Source organism: Cytobacillus stercorigallinarum, assembly GCF_014836495.1.
In the GTDB taxonomy this organism is placed as follows: Bacteria; Bacillota; Bacilli; order Bacillales; family Cytobacillaceae; genus Cytobacillus; species Cytobacillus stercorigallinarum.
Genome location: NZ_JACSQT010000004.1, coordinates 93439 through 108193, shown reverse-complemented (window position 1 = coordinate 108193; position 14755 = coordinate 93439). Strand labels below are relative to the sequence as shown.

15 protein-coding genes are annotated in these 14755 nt (G+C 37.2%); 10 read left to right on the top strand and 5 right to left on the bottom strand.

Annotation, left to right across the window (positions count from 1 at the left end; genetic code table 11):
• Positions 1 to 56 precede the first annotated feature (56 nt).
• The 4 genes from H9655_RS10465 to H9655_RS10450 form a co-directional block, all read right to left on the bottom strand.
• Positions 57 to 1268, bottom strand: coding sequence for an FAD-dependent monooxygenase (locus tag H9655_RS10465; protein WP_191813677.1), 1212 nt, complete (start codon positions 1266 to 1268; stop codon positions 57 to 59).
• Positions 1269 to 1389: 121 nt separating this feature from the next.
• Positions 1390 to 2499, bottom strand: coding sequence for a cupin domain-containing protein (locus H9655_RS10460; RefSeq protein ID WP_191813675.1), 1110 nt, complete (start codon positions 2497 to 2499; stop codon positions 1390 to 1392).
• A 20-nt stretch (positions 2500 to 2519) separates the two neighbouring features.
• Positions 2520 to 3017, bottom strand: coding sequence for a DinB family protein (locus H9655_RS10455; protein ID WP_191813673.1), 498 nt, complete (start codon positions 3015 to 3017; stop codon positions 2520 to 2522).
• A gap of 2 nt (positions 3018 to 3019) precedes the next feature.
• Entirely contained in the window at positions 3020 to 3961 is a 942-nt protein-coding gene (locus H9655_RS10450; RefSeq protein WP_191813671.1) for a fumarylacetoacetate hydrolase family protein, read from the bottom strand.
• Positions 3962 to 4286: 325 nt separating this feature from the next.
• Between H9655_RS10450 and H9655_RS10445 the strand changes: the two genes are divergently transcribed.
• From H9655_RS10445 to H9655_RS10400, 10 genes are all read left to right on the top strand, one after another.
• Positions 4287 to 5036: an IclR family transcriptional regulator gene (locus H9655_RS10445; protein WP_191813668.1), complete on the top strand. Its 750-nt coding sequence runs from the start codon at positions 4287 to 4289 to the stop codon at positions 5034 to 5036.
• 311 nt (positions 5037 to 5347) lie between these two features.
• Positions 5348 to 5773 carry a hypothetical protein gene (locus tag H9655_RS10440; RefSeq protein WP_191813666.1) on the top strand — a complete coding sequence of 142 codons (426 nt, stop codon included), beginning with the start codon at positions 5348 to 5350 and terminating at the stop codon, positions 5771 to 5773.
• A gap of 149 nt (positions 5774 to 5922) precedes the next feature.
• Positions 5923 to 6324 carry a hypothetical protein gene (locus H9655_RS10435; protein WP_191813663.1) on the top strand — a complete coding sequence of 134 codons (402 nt, stop codon included), beginning with the start codon at positions 5923 to 5925 and terminating at the stop codon, positions 6322 to 6324.
• A 503-nt stretch (positions 6325 to 6827) separates the two neighbouring features.
• Complete coding sequence (locus tag H9655_RS10430; RefSeq protein ID WP_191813661.1) at positions 6828 to 7322, top strand: DUF1648 domain-containing protein; 495 nt, start codon at positions 6828 to 6830, stop codon at positions 7320 to 7322.
• Positions 7323 to 7475: 153 nt separating this feature from the next.
• Entirely contained in the window at positions 7476 to 7742 is a 267-nt protein-coding gene (locus tag H9655_RS10425) for a Parvovirus coat protein VP1-like protein (RefSeq protein ID WP_318245471.1), read from the top strand.
• A 99-nt stretch (positions 7743 to 7841) separates the two neighbouring features.
• Positions 7842 to 8870 carry a DUF3231 family protein gene (locus H9655_RS10420; protein ID WP_191813659.1) on the top strand — a complete coding sequence of 343 codons (1029 nt, stop codon included), beginning with the start codon at positions 7842 to 7844 and terminating at the stop codon, positions 8868 to 8870.
• Positions 8871 to 9002: 132 nt separating this feature from the next.
• Positions 9003 to 10226 (top strand): MFS transporter, encoded by a 1224-nt coding sequence (locus tag H9655_RS10415; protein ID WP_191813657.1) that lies wholly within the window; start codon positions 9003 to 9005, stop codon positions 10224 to 10226.
• A 23-nt stretch (positions 10227 to 10249) separates the two neighbouring features.
• Positions 10250 to 11188: a glucosaminidase domain-containing protein gene (locus tag H9655_RS10410; protein ID WP_191813655.1), complete on the top strand. Its 939-nt coding sequence runs from the start codon at positions 10250 to 10252 to the stop codon at positions 11186 to 11188.
• Between the two features lie 19 nt (positions 11189 to 11207).
• Positions 11208 to 11891, top strand: a complete 684-nt coding sequence (locus H9655_RS10405; RefSeq protein WP_191813653.1) for an HAD family hydrolase — start codon at positions 11208 to 11210, stop codon at positions 11889 to 11891.
• Positions 11892 to 12029: 138 nt separating this feature from the next.
• Positions 12030 to 12590 (top strand): GNAT family N-acetyltransferase, encoded by a 561-nt coding sequence (locus H9655_RS10400; protein ID WP_191813651.1) that lies wholly within the window; start codon positions 12030 to 12032, stop codon positions 12588 to 12590.
• Between the two features lie 204 nt (positions 12591 to 12794).
• Here H9655_RS10400 and ade read toward each other — a convergent pair whose 3' ends face one another.
• Positions 12795 to 14564, bottom strand: a complete 1770-nt coding sequence (gene ade, locus H9655_RS10395) for an adenine deaminase (protein WP_225230581.1) — start codon at positions 14562 to 14564, stop codon at positions 12795 to 12797.
• Positions 14565 to 14755: the final 191 nt, after the last annotated feature.

Here is a 14755-nt window from a genome sequence, read left to right as displayed (position 1 = left end):
ATCAAGCCTTTCTTCTCCAGATGAGACCATTAATGATGACTTTATGGAGAACGGTCTTAAGCTTCAATTAGTTTTGCATTTTTATTATAGCCATGGAATTGATCGACAAATTCAAAGTCATTTGATTGTCTTTTTCCTAAAATAATGTTTCTAAGTAAAATACCTTCGTTTGTTGTATTGTGAATAATTTCACCCCATGTCCGTGCAGAACCTTGGACATAGGCTGTTCGCGGTTGTCTTTCTTTTTGGAACGCTGCAAATGCTGCAGGGATATCTTCACCATGTTCACTGAGCATATCTGACATGTATGCAGCATCTTCAAGCGCTTGGCAAGCACCTTGAGCAAGATATTGTAGCATTGGGTGAGCGGCATCCCCAGTTAGCGTAATGTGACCTTGCGTCCAGTTTTCAATTGGTAAGCGATCGAACATTGGCCAACGTTTTTGACGAGAGATAAATGAAATTGCGTTTTGCACTAATTCACATGAACCAGCGAACACAGCGTCCATTTCTTCCGGAGTGCCCCAATCTTCTGTCTTTTCAATTTCAGGACGGTAGTTTTTACTTTTGAATACAACGACTTGGTTATAAAGTTCACCACGACGAACTGGATATTGTACTAAGTGAAGATCTGGTCCAATCCACATATAGACGTCATCCATAGCTCCAATAGAGGTTTTCACTTCTTCAATCGGGATGGCCCCACGATAAGCAACATATCCGGAACATACAGGTTGGTCATCAGAGAACATTTTCCGAACATTAGACCATAGACCATCTGCACCGATTACTGCGATTCCTTTATGAACATCACCGTTTTCTGCTTTAACAGTTATCCCTTGATCGTTTTCTTCTGTTGTCGTAATTCTTTGGTTTGTCGCAAGTTCAATATATGGGTTTTCCTGACAAGCTTCGAGAAGCACACGATGTAGATCAGAGCGGTGTAATACAATATAAGGAGCACCGTATCTTTTCTGATAAACCTCGCCTAAATCAAGTGCAGATAATTCTTTACCTGAGAAAGCATCCATAAGGACAAGACGTTTAGGGAAAACAGCAATTTCATTGATTTTATCCATTACTCCTAAGCGTTGCAAGACATTAGTTGCATTGGCTGCTAGTTGGATACCGGCCCCGACTTCTCCAAATTCAGGAGCTTGTTCTAGTACTTTTACATATTGTTGGTTTTCAGCTACGCCCAGTGCAGTAGCTAATCCGCCAATTCCTCCGCCGATTACGATAAATGGATTCTGTGCTGTGTTTGCCATTATATTATCCTCCTTTTGTTTTACAAAAAATAAATATTCTGTTTTATAAGCGTTTTCATTTACTGTTATATTTCGAATCTTTTAAGAACAACCGGGCCGAAACCCGGTTGTTCTTGTGCAGTTAACGGAAAGCTTTAAATTCACCTGTGATTTTTTGTTCTCCGTTGTTTTCTTCAAGCTTTTGTGACTTTTCTAAGTCAAATCGCTCCATAATTGGAAGGTCGTTGACTGAGAAAAGATAGCTATCTTCAGCAGGTACATGTTCGTGCCATGCCCAGTTTGGAATACAGAAGTAATCTCCTTTTTTCCAATCGAAGCGTTCACCATTTATTACTGTATAACCAGAACCTTGATGTACTTGGTAAATGGTAGAATGTGTGTGTCGATGTGCCTTTGTACGGAAGCCTTTTGGTAATAATTGCATCCAGGCACCCATTGTTGGATTAGCTGTTTGTCCATTTGACGGATTGATATATTCAACAGCGTAGCCATCATATGGATCTGGCTCAAATTTAGTTAATCCTTTAATCGCATCTTCAGTACGTTTCCACTTGTAATTTGCGAGTGGTGCAACGCTAGAATAGCGGTCATTAATTGGCCTTACCATTCCACCACTGTATCTTTGTTCAGAGAAGTTATCTGGACGAGTAGGTGTTTCAATCTTATGAGGGAATGGTTCAAAGAATGTACCCCCGATTGAATAGATGGTTGGGATATCAAGGGCATCCATCCAAATCATCGGTTTATCGCCAACATGACCATGTCCATGCCAGAGGTTCTTCGGTGTAATAAGGAAGTCACCTTCTTGCATGAAGATCCGTTCACCTTCAACAATTGTGTAAGCCCCTTCTCCATCAGTGATAAAGCGCAGAGCACTTTGAGAGTGACGGTGTGAAGGTGCTACTTCACCAGGAAGCAGCAACTGCACAGCAGCATACAATGTTTGAGTGGTTGAAGCCCATCCCCATGGTTGTCTATAAGTTAAACCAGGGTTTTGAAAGTATATCGCGCGTCTTTCTCCACCACGATCAGGTGTGAAGATTTCAGCCGCTTCAGATAATTTCTTCTTTAAAAGCTCATCTGACCATAAATATGGAACAGCATGAGGTTTTGGTGTATGGTTCATCAGTGCAGGGATGGCTTCCCATAATGGACCGAGATGATATTCTTGGATTTCTTTCGTAAAGTCCTTTACGTCTTGATCCTCCATATATGCATGTTTTTCAGCCATAATATTTCGCCACCTTAATATTATTTTGCAAGCTTAGACAAGTTACGTTGAATTTGGTTGTAATGACCAGCGGCATGCTCATCGATAAAGTGATCAACAATAAAGAATACAGGTTTATTGCCGAATTTGGCAAAGTTACGATGAGGTGATTCCTGAGCCAATGTGTCAGCAGATAAAACAGATAATTTAGTTTGAACATCTTGTTTGATTAGAGCTAATTTTTTCAATTCGTCTTCAACTATTTGTTGTTCAGTATTTTCTACTGCTGCGAGGCGAGCAGGGTCCTGTAAGCCACGTCCCCATTGGGAACCAGGGGCCTTTACAACTGTATCTATTTCACCTAGCCAATAAGGAAGAGCCTCATTTAAGTGAGTAATAATTTGCATAATGGACCATTCATCTTCTGTTGGATTCCAACGTATGGATTCTTCAGATAATCCTGAAACGGTTTCAATGATTTGATCTAATGATGTTTGAATAGATTCAATAGATTGTTCAATCGTTTTCGTTTCGCTCATAATTATTTTTCCACCTTTGAAACTTTATTTTCGAGAACGCCGACTTTATCTATTTCAATGCGAACGACATCGCCATCTTTCAAGAAAACTTGAGGATCACGAGCGAATCCTACGCCACCAGGAGTTCCTGTTAATACGATGTCACCAGGTTCTAAAGTCATTAAGTTAGATAAGAATTCTACAAGTGTTGGAACATCAAAGACAAAGTTGGCTGTATTCGTTTTTTGTCTTTCTTCGCCATTAACAGTTAAAAGAACACCTAAACCAGATGGATCTTGTAATTCATCAGAAGTGATTAACCAAGGACCCATTGGTGCACTTCCTTCAACTGTTTTACCTTGCAACCATTGAAGCGTACGACGTTGGATATCGCGGTAAGTGACATCATTAGCGATTGTATATCCTGCTACATAATTGAGTGCGTCTTCTTTTGCTACGTTTCTAGCTTTTTTACCTACAACAAAAGCAAATTCGGCTTCATAATCTAATTGTTCAGAAATTGGATAGAAAGGAATATCATCTTGTGGTCCAATAACTGTGTTGGCAAATTTAGCAAACACTACTGGATGAGGCGGTAATTCTCTTCCCATTTCAGCAATATGTTCACGGTAATTATGACCTACACAAATGATTTTTCCGGGTTTTGTTACAGGTGCTTCGATTTTTACATCTTCAAATGCATGTACAAGTGGATGTTTGAACGATTCACGATTATTTAATGCATAATCAACCATTTCCTTTGCGATGGAAAGGCTTTCATTTCCCCCTTGTAGGAAACCTTCCATTTGTGCTGGAATGTATGCTTCAGCAATCAATTCAGAACGTAGTTTACCTTCTGCTTCAAGAAAAGCTTGGTAAGCAAAGTTTAAGTCTACTACTTCATTTCCCTCAGTAACTGCTCCGATACGCGTGTTGTTATTGTAAGTGAAAGTAACTAATTTCATATTCAAACCCCTTTATGAAAAGTTTTTTTGTCTAGGAATGGCCCTTAAATAACATGGGCAAAAAGTAAAAACGCTCTGTGTGGAAGTGTTAGGCATGCGTTTCTTACATTCTATTTGTTTTAAATTCCATTAATAGTGAACAATGTTATCTATTAATGATAAAGTAATAGTATCCTAATTTTCAGATAAACTCAAGTGAATTTATTGTGGTTTTTTAAACTTTTCGAAAAATAACACCTTTCAAAAAGGCGCAAAACATAGATGAAATCTGAAAACATAGTGTTTTTCTGATATACTAAAAAAAATATAAAATAGGGGTTTTTACATGAAAAATCAAAAACAAGCTACGATCCAATCGATCCAAGTTGGCATGAGAATTATTGACCTTTTAGTTGCTAGTGGAGAACCATTGCGGTTATCTGATATACAGGAAAAAACAGGCATTACAAAAAGTAATCTTTATAAATACTTGAACACTTTTACTGACCTCGACATTCTATACAAGGACAAACATAATGGAAATTATCAGCTTGGAAGTAAATTAATTGAATATGGGATGGCAGCCATAGGGCAGGAAGATGTGATTTCACGCGTTCTACCTTATCTGAAGGATTTAAGTCACCAACTAGACAATACATGCCTCTTAACAACGTGGACATATAATGGTCCGATTATCTCGAAAATATGGAACCCAGGACATGCCTATAATATTGGTGCACAGCTCGGTTCACTTTTACCACCTTTATCATCAACTGGGAAAATTTTTGAGAGCTTCCTTGATTCAGTTACAACTAAAGATTGGATTAAGCTTATGGGGAAAGAAGGAAAAGGAAATGCAGTAGAAGAAATCAACCGCGTCAGGCAGGAAGGGATTGCCTTTGCTAATGAGCCCTTGATTCCTACTGTATCTTCTGTGTCTATACCAGTCTTTAATTATAACCAAGAATTATTAAGTGCGATAACAGTAGTTGGATTCTCAGAGTCGATTCCAAAAGATCCCTCTGCAAATAAAAGTCAATCTATTATAAAAGTAGGAAAGGAAATCTCTGCACAATTTGGTTATCGACCTTTATGAAGCAATTGCAACGAAGGAAAAGTTGTGTATCGTGGCTAACAGCGATGTTTTAGGCTATCAGCCACGAAATAGGTCTGAATGAAGCTAATATAGGGCTGGTATGAAATATGAGCTGTGGAAACATGTGAAATGAAGCTAATGAAGGATTGGATTGGGATATGAGAGATGGAAAATTGCGGAACGAAGCTAATAAAGGATTGGATTGAAATATGAGCGATGGAAAATCGCGGAACGAAGCTAATAAAGGATTGGATTGAAATATGAGCTGTGGAAAATCGTGAAACAAAGCAAATAAAGGATCGGAACGAAATATGAGCCATGAAAAACCCGGAAGCGAAGCAAATAAAGAAACGGAACGAAATATCAGCCACGAAAAGCCCCGAAGCGAAGCAAATAAAGAAACGGAACGAAATATGAGCCACGAGAAATCCCGAAACAAAGCAAATAAAGAAACGGATCGAAATATGAGCCATGGAAAATCCCGAAATAAAGCAAATAAAGAAACGGATCGAAAGATGAGCGACGTAAAATCCCGAAACGATGCTAATAAAGAAACGGAACGAAATATGAGCCACGAAAAACCCGGAAGCGAAGCAAATAAAGAAACTGAACGAAATATGAGCCACGAAAAACCCGGAAGCGAAGCAAATAAAGAAACAGATCAAAATATCAGCCACGAAAAACCCAAAAACAAAGCAAATAAAGAAACAAATCAAAATATCAGCCACAAAAATTAAACTCCATCCAATCCCATTGCGGCCACTGTATCTATTATTTTGAAATGAAGACATAGCTATTAATTAAAAATCGTTTCTTGTGATTTTATTGAATATTTAAAAGAGAAGGTCTATAATTTTATATAAATAGTAAAGGTGGTGCTCTAATAGTGAACAACAATAAAGATATGTCCAATCATGTATTTTTTGATATATTAGCAGAGAAAATTAAAAGAGATAGTCATGAGGAGTACAATCAATTTGTTAATTATGTAAGCGCATTAGCTAAGGATAAAGGGTGGAGAGAATTACAAGAAGAGGTTGTGCATTTACAAGCTTTTCTTCCGTATTTAGATGATAAGTTAGCTATCATCGATGATTATGAAGATATTATGAATATGAAAGCAACTTTGCTTGATATGCTCGTAAACGATTTAGATGATGCGTCTGTTTATCTTTTAGTGGAGGCTCTTATGTATAATAAAGAGCTGAATCATTTGCACGCCTTTGTATCTCCAGTTGAATATTGGGTATCAGTAATAAAGGCAAAAGAAAGGCTTCAGGTTGCATAAAGGATTTACAATCAAAAGCGGTTAACAGAGCGGATTGATAAGGTCGATTTATCCCGAGAGGTAGAGGGATTGGCCCTTTGAAGCCTCAGCAACCGACCAAAAATAGGGTAAGTCCTCTCTTTTTTATCAAGAACGGCTTGATTTATGCCGATCTAAAGGCGGCTTTCAATGAAAGAGTACAATTTCTTTTTTGAAAGTGGTCTTTTTCTGTTCTTGGGAAAAGGGTTAAAAGACAATCCACAAAAGCAACGATTCCGCTGCATAACCATAAGCTCATCACTGATAGATTGGTCTGAGCTAAGTTTGTTCATTTTTTGTTCCTTTGCCAGATACTATGTTGAATAAAGTATTAACAAAGAAAGTGCCATCAACACTGATGTCTACCATTACAATGCCCTTGTTTCCTTTTATGGAAAAGAGGGGTAGTGAATCACTGTGGATGAAACTTTTTCATTTTCCGTTCGTAAGGATTGGAAAACAGAACGGAGAGAGGAGTAATAAATATGAATAGACCCGTACTTAAATTGCCTAGGACAAAATCGGAATGGGGATGGGATATACTTGGTCTGGTTGTATTCATTGGGTCGATTATATTCTTAGTTGTTTCTTGGTCATCTATACCTGAACAAGTACCGGGACATTATAATGCTGCCGGAGAAGTTGATAGGTGGGGTTCTAAATATGAATTATTTATATTACCAATAATCGGCGTGTTTCTATGGTTCATGATGCAGATATTTGAAAGGTTTCCTCATATTCATAATTACCCTGCTCGCATCAATGAATCGAATGCAGCGGCGTTTTATTTAACGAGTAGAAAACTGCTAAATGTCACAAAGAATATATGCCTCGTATTTTTTGGTGTTATACTTATTCAATCCATTAGGGTAGCATTAGGGTGGGCGGATACTTTAGGTATTTGGTTTCTACCAGTGTTTTTAATTGCCACGATTGCTCCATCTATATTTGCCTTGATTAAGTTTAGGCGAATTCAATAGTTCAACTTATCCTTTTCGGATAGGTTGTTTTTTTATTTCTGACCAATAAGAACTAAAGGAAATTGATAAAAAGATCATTTTAATAGGTATGGTCACAGGCGAAATGGATTTACTGTTTGTAATATATATAAAAGGATAAGAAGGTGAAAAATAGTGAGCAAGTTTAATAAAAAAGGTTTTTGTTTGCCTGGAGGTTATCGGTATTGCGGTCCAGGTTGTAGCGGTCCGGGCAAGCCTATTAATTATGTGGATTCATGCTGTCAGCAACATGATGCATGCATTGATCGGTATGGCCATTGCTATCAATGTGACCAAATGTTAATTGATTGTGTAAATCGAAAGAAATATACATCCAGGCATGAAGGGGCGACAGCTAGAGTAATTGATGCAGCGATGCGTTTTCGCATATTTTGGGGATAACTTAGATAGCTAGAGGGAAGGGAACGACTATTCCTTCCTCTAGCTATTTTTTATATTAGGGAATATTTAGTAGGAGAATAGCAAAACTTAGACACAAGAATGGTAATTTTTATAAAAGTAGGTGACGGAATGGTCAATCGAAGTAAAATGACATCTACAGAAATAGGTGCACTGTGGATTACTTATCAAAAGAAAACATTGATATTAAGGGTTTTAGAACATTTTATAGAAGTGTCTGATGATAAAAGAGCGAAAAAGCTTATGAAAGGTTTATGGTCTGAGTTAGATCCGAATGTCGATCGTATTGAAAAGATGTTTAAAGATGAAGGTGCTGTCATACCTCAAGGTTTTACTAAAGCCGATGTAAACCTACAAGCGCCTAAACTTTTCGGGGAGGGGTTTGATATTCTCTTGTGTATGATTTTAAAGGAAATCAGCATGGGACTGTATACCCTTCATATAGCAACGTCCTATCGAAATGATATTATTGATTTATATCGTGAGATGACAAATATCACGCAGAAATATTATCAAAAGTTTTTAAATTATGCGGTGGATGAGGGATATTACCCATTACCTAATTTTATTAATGTCCCTACAACGGTCGACTTTGTCTCAGATAAGAATTATATAAAAGGTTATCGTTTATTTGGTGATAAAAGAGAAATTAATACGATTGAGTTTAGTTATTTATATCAGTCAATCCAAACGAATACTATTGGTATGGAGCTCATGACGGGATTCGCCCAAACGGCGGAACATACAGAAGTGAAAGAGTACCTTATTAAAGGGAAAGAGCTTAGCAAGGATATCTTGGAGGGAACATATGACATTTTAATAAAGGATGATATTAGAGTACCGACAATTAAAGGGTTATCGCTTACTAAGTCTAACATTCCACCGTTTTCGGATAAATTAATGGTGTATTTAACTTTTTTATTAAGTAATTTTGGTCTTGGTAGTCAAGGGTTTGGTGCAGGTTTTAGTATAAGAGATGACATCAATGTCAAATTAGGTTTATATGTAAAAGATATCATGTTATTTATTAGAGAAAATATAAAAATTATGATCGAAAATGGATGGTTAGAAGAGCCACCAAGAATGAGTATGAATAATTTAAAAGAATAAATTTTGGTTGGAAAGTCTGTTTCATCATGAAGCACTTTCCTTTTTTTATTTCTGAAATAACGATTGCGATTATTCGGGAATTAGATTAACATCAAATTAGATTATTATCTAATTAATTAAGGGGGGAAGAGAATGATTTCTATATTAAAAGAAGAGAAAGACTATGCGCGCTTATTTTTTGCGGGTGTTCTCAATGGAATAGGTGATCGGTTTAGTCAAGTTGCGTTATTAGCACTGTTATTGCAAGTAACAGGATCTGGTCTTGCTGTTGGTCTTGCTTTAGCGATAAGGGTCATTCCATTTCTGTTCTTTGGCCCATTAGGGGGAATGATGGCAGACCGTTTTTCACGGAGAACCATATTAGTTTGTACAGATTTAGGACGTATTCTGTTTGCTTTGTCGTTTGTGTTTGTAAATGATGCTTCATCTGTCTGGATTGTTTATCTGTCGAGTTTTTTCTTGGCTGCAGGCGAAGCCATCTATGCACCAACGAGGAAGTCTGCGATACCATTGATGGTTAAAGAAAAAAACATGATTAAAGTTAATAGCCTTGAACAAGTAATGGTTGGAGTGGTTCTGATTGGAGGATCGTTTTCAGGTGGAGTGGTCACTTCTTTATTCGGTGCTAATTTCACCTTTTTGGTAAATGGTGTTTCCTTTTTAATTGCTGCTGTTTTGTTATCTAAATTGCGGGTCTTAGATATAGAAACAGGGAAATCAGTGTCCAGAAATAAGGAGAAAGCTTCATTTTTTATAGTTAAGGATATTATTTTTTCTTCCAGTTTATTATGTATCATTTTTCTATCAGAACTGTTAATTCCTCTATTTAATGGCATTGATAATGTGTTATTAAGCGTGTATGCAGTTCAAGAATTTCATTTAGGAGATGTTGGTGTCGGCATATTCTATGGTTCATTAGGAATCGGTTTAATGCTAAGCTTTCCTGTAGCAGAGAAGCTAAAAAATCATTTAATGAGAATCGCTTTAAGTGCGCTTGTTTGCCAAGGATTTTGTCTCATTTTATTAAGCCAGTCACAACAAGTGTGGATGGCAATTGTTTTTTTAATAATGGCCGCGTTTTTCTCTGGATTAGGCAACACCTGCTTTGATACGATGCTAATGAGAGAGACACCTAAAGAAAAGAGTGGACTTATATTTGGTCTATTTACAACGATTTCTAATACAATGATAGGTATCTCGATGTTTTTAGCTGGGCTTGCCACGGTATGGATGCCTAATCGCTTGCTTGGATTATTAGGTGGGATGGGTTTTATTCTTTCTAGTATTCTCCTATTTTCAATTTATTATTTCATCCAAAACAAGAAGAAGGAAAATAGGCCTGGCAATATAATATAGAGTTTAAGAAAGAGGTGTTTATTTTGAACTTTATTGAGACCATCGTTCCGTTTGCACAGAAAATAGCTAAACAATATCACATATTGCCGTCACTCGTGATCGCACAAGCGATGCATGAATCTAATCATGGGAAAAGTAAATTGGCCATAGAAGGTAAGAATTTGTTCGGTATAAAAGGGGAGTATAACGGACAGTCGGTAAAGATGCTGACGAAGGAATTTATTGATGGACAAATGGTTACGACGGAAGCGGTATTTAGAAAGTATCCTTCATGGGAGGAATCAATTGAGGACTTAGCTAAGCTTTATAAGAATGGTGTATCTTGGGATCGAAATAAATACCTTGCTATTATAGAAGAAAAGGATTATAAAAAAGCTGCAGAGCAGGTACAGTTATCAGGTTACGCAACAGATCCTGATTATAGCAAAAAAATCATTCGTACCATTGAGACCTATCAATTACTACAATATGATACCAACCCTAAATATCATTTATCAACAGATAAAAAAGGTTATGTAACAGTGGAAGAGGCAAAGAAAGAAATTAGGGAAAAGTCCCTGCTAAAGGCAGGAAGTTATTATATTTTTAAAAATGTAGGAGAAATACTCAATCTATCAAAAGTGGAAGGTATGCCAGGGGCTTGGGTGAATCTCAATCAATTAGAGGAAGTGGCGTTTAGCTATACAGTCAAATCTGGCGATACGCTTTCGAAAATAGCAGCTATGCATGATACAAGTATCAGTAGCTTGCAAAAAATCAATCATATTCCTAATCCTCACTTGATTACGATTGGACAAATAATCAAGACAGGGGAAAAACATTACTATTACACCGTTCAGCAAGGTGATACAGTCACAACTATCGTAAAGAGATTTAAACTAACGGCGCAACAGTTACAAGAATGGAACCATTTGAAAGATATCAATGTGATTTCAGTTGGACAAAAGTTACGAGTGAAATAATCGGAGGTGCAATCAAGTAATGGTGAGAGCAGTGATGTTTGATTTAGACGGAACTCTTCATAATCGAGAGGCATCTATTTTATCGTTTATTGAGAATCAGCAAGAGAGACTCTTTCCACATTTAGATAAGACATTATATGCAGAGGGGTTCATTGATTTAGATCAAGGCGGCTATGTTTGGAAAGATAAAGTGTATCAACAGATGATAGAAGAGTTTTCTATATTAAACTTTTCTTGGCAAGAATTACTGCAGGATTATTTAACTCATTTTCCTTTACACGCCGAACTGTATCCTCAGGCAATCACAGGGCTTAAAAGGTTGAAAAAAAAGGGCATGAAAATGGCAATCATTTCGAATGGGTACAGTAAGTTTCAGCGAGAAGTAATTAAGTCATTGCAGATAGAAACATTTTTTGATGAAATCGTTATTTCAGAAGAGGTTGGTGTAAAGAAACCACATCCTTATATCTTTGAACATACTCTTTCAAGACTTGGCGTATCAGCAGATGAGACAATATATGTAGGAGACCATTTCAAAAATGATATCGTTGCTGCTGTTGGAGTGGGGATATATACGATATGGAAACAGCCCCGCCCTGCCTTTACGACAATAGGGGAAGAGCATGTTTCCGATTTATCAGCAGCATTTGCAGCTATTATGAAAAAGGTAAATACTGAATGGTGTCAGGACCAAATCTTGTAGATGGATGCGGTCTTTTTATTTTAGCCAGATTGGTTTCGGCAAAGGGATATTTTTAAACGTTTTGCGAGAGAGAAGGAGAAAAGCCAAAAAAATTGAATGTGAGTAGTATCAAGATTCATTTAAAAAAGGGGGTACCTAATGTTATATCATCAAAACGAAAATAAAATCGAGACGAACCAATTAATGCTTCGTCTGTTGAATGAGGCCGATATACCAGAGGTTGTTAAACTATGTAACAATTATAATCTTTATAAAAGTACTTTAAATCTCCCCTATCCCTATTCAACTGAACATGCTCTGATTTGGATGAAAAATCATCTTAGTCATTTCAATCAAGATAAGCGGTTTGAGTTGGCAATAACGGATAAAATGACTGGCAAGTTATACGGCGCAATTGCACTCTCGCATCATCAACAGTTCAATCATGGAGAACTTGCTTATTGGATTGGAGAAGAATATTGGGGGAATGGCTATGCTACAGAGGCTGCTAAAGCATTAATTGAGTTTGCCTTTAGCGCAAAAAATTACAATAAAGTGTTTGCACGCTCATTCGAATCAAATCCAGCTTCAATGAGAGTGATTGAAAAGACCGGTATGAAGAAAGAAGGCGTGTTGAAACAACATGTAAGAAAAGACGGAAAATATATAGATCTCGTATGTTATGGCATTCTTAAACAAGAAGCTGAAGTTTTAAGTTGAATGGAATATGTAGATTTGTATGTGGGAAAAGTCCCTTACTATTTATAAAAATCAATGGAGGGTTCAATAAGAACAAAAGAAAAGGCAACCTTAAGAAGTATTGGTAAATGCATAAAATGCGAATAATAATACCAAAGGCGTTCTAAAAAAGGCAAAAAATAAATAACCCGAAACGAGTTTCGGGTTATTCTCATCTATATGAGGTTATTTCTCTACAGATACAGAGATATGGTTAAAGGTGTTGACATCAAAGAGGCCAAGGTCTGTTAGTTTTAGTGATGGAATAACAGGTAGTGCAAGGAAGCTTAATGTTAAGAATGGATTAAATGTATGGTTAGCTCCGATTTTAACCAATGCTTGATTGATTTCCACTAGCATCTTATTCACTTTCTCATATGGTTCATGTGACATGAGACCGGCGATTGGCAAGTTTAATTGAGCAAGCACCTTTCCTTTATCGACAACTACAAGTCCTCCTTGCATGTCACGGATTGCATTGGCAGCGACTGCCATATCCTTATCCGTTGTACCCGCAAGAATTACGTTATGGGAATCATGGGCTACCGTTGTAGCGATGGCGCCCGATTGTAGTCCGAGCCCTTTTAAGACGCCAAGTCCAATGTTGCCAGTATGATGATGACGTTCCATGACAGCAATTTTTAAATGATCTTTCTCAATAGAGGCGATGAAACGATCGTGTTCATTTTTCTGAACGGCTTCAATCACATGATCAGTCACTATGCTGTTCGGAATTACTTCAATAATATGTGCCTGTTCTCCGACAATGTCTAAATGAAACGATTCTTCAGTAATGAAAGGTAGGTGTACGGTATTAGTGAGATGAGAAAATTCTTTTTGTTCTAATTCTTTAGGAAAAGCAGTTAATTCTCCTTCACTAAAAACGCACTGTCCATTTTTATAAACAGATTGAATCTCAATTTGCTCAAGATCGTCTAATAAAACAAAATCAGCTTTATATCCTGGAGCGATGGCACCTTGTTCCTTAAGCCCGAAGCACTCGGCAGTATTAAGAGAGCCCATTTGAATCGCTGTAATTGGATCCAGCCCTTTCTGAATCGCTTTCCGAATCATATAGTCAATACTACCTTCGCTAATAATATCATCAAGGTGGCGGTCATCTGTAACAAACAGAAATCTCCGTGCATTTTTCTCATTCACAATTGGTAGGATCCGACATAATTCTTTTGCTGCTGTACCTTCGCGAATCATGACATACATCCCTTTTTGCAATCGTTCTTTTGCTTCTTTTGCAGTAGTTGCTTCGTGATCGGTTCGGATCCCAGCTGTCATATATACATCTAATTGTTTGCCTTTTAGCCCTGCCGCGTGACCATCAACTTTTTTTCCTCTTTCGTGAGCTTCGAGAATTTTAGTCAATAAGTCGTGATCACCTTTCATCACACCGGGATAATTCATGACTTCCGCTAAACCAATCACTCTCTCATATTCATAAAAAGGAGATAGGTCGTTTGCGGTTAATGTAGCACCTGCATTTTCAAAAGGTGTTGCTGGTACACAAGAGGGTAGCATAAAATAAGCATCAAATGGAATATCATCAGATGCATGAAGCATAAACTCGATCCCTTTTCCACCAACGACATTAGCAATCTCATGTGGATCACAAATGACAGCTGTAATCCCATGCTGCAAGAGGATTTTTGAAAACTCAACAGGGGTTACCATGGAGGATTCTATATGTACATGTCCATCTATAAAAGAAGGGGCTAAAAAACGGTTTTGAGCGTCAACTGTTTCTATTCCTTTATAGTCACCAATTCCAACAATATATCCATCTGTGATGGCCACATCTCCAGAAATAATTTCACTTGAAAACACATCAACGATTTGCGCATTTTTGATGACAAGGTCTGCAGGTGACTTACCTGAAGCTACTTCAATTCGTTTTTTCATCTTTTCCATTAAGGCTCCTCCTCCAAAAGTGGCTCCGTTCAATTTCGATTTTTTAATATTTATTGTACCATTAAGTAGTTGGTTCACTTATGACATTGTTAATTGTTCTTACAACAATAAGTGAGAAAGCTTAAACTATTTAGGTCATTATACTAGTGTTCTTAAACTAAGAAAAATAAAAGAGAATTTCGACTCTTTATAAAGATGATAGTTAAGGTTGGAACCAAATAATG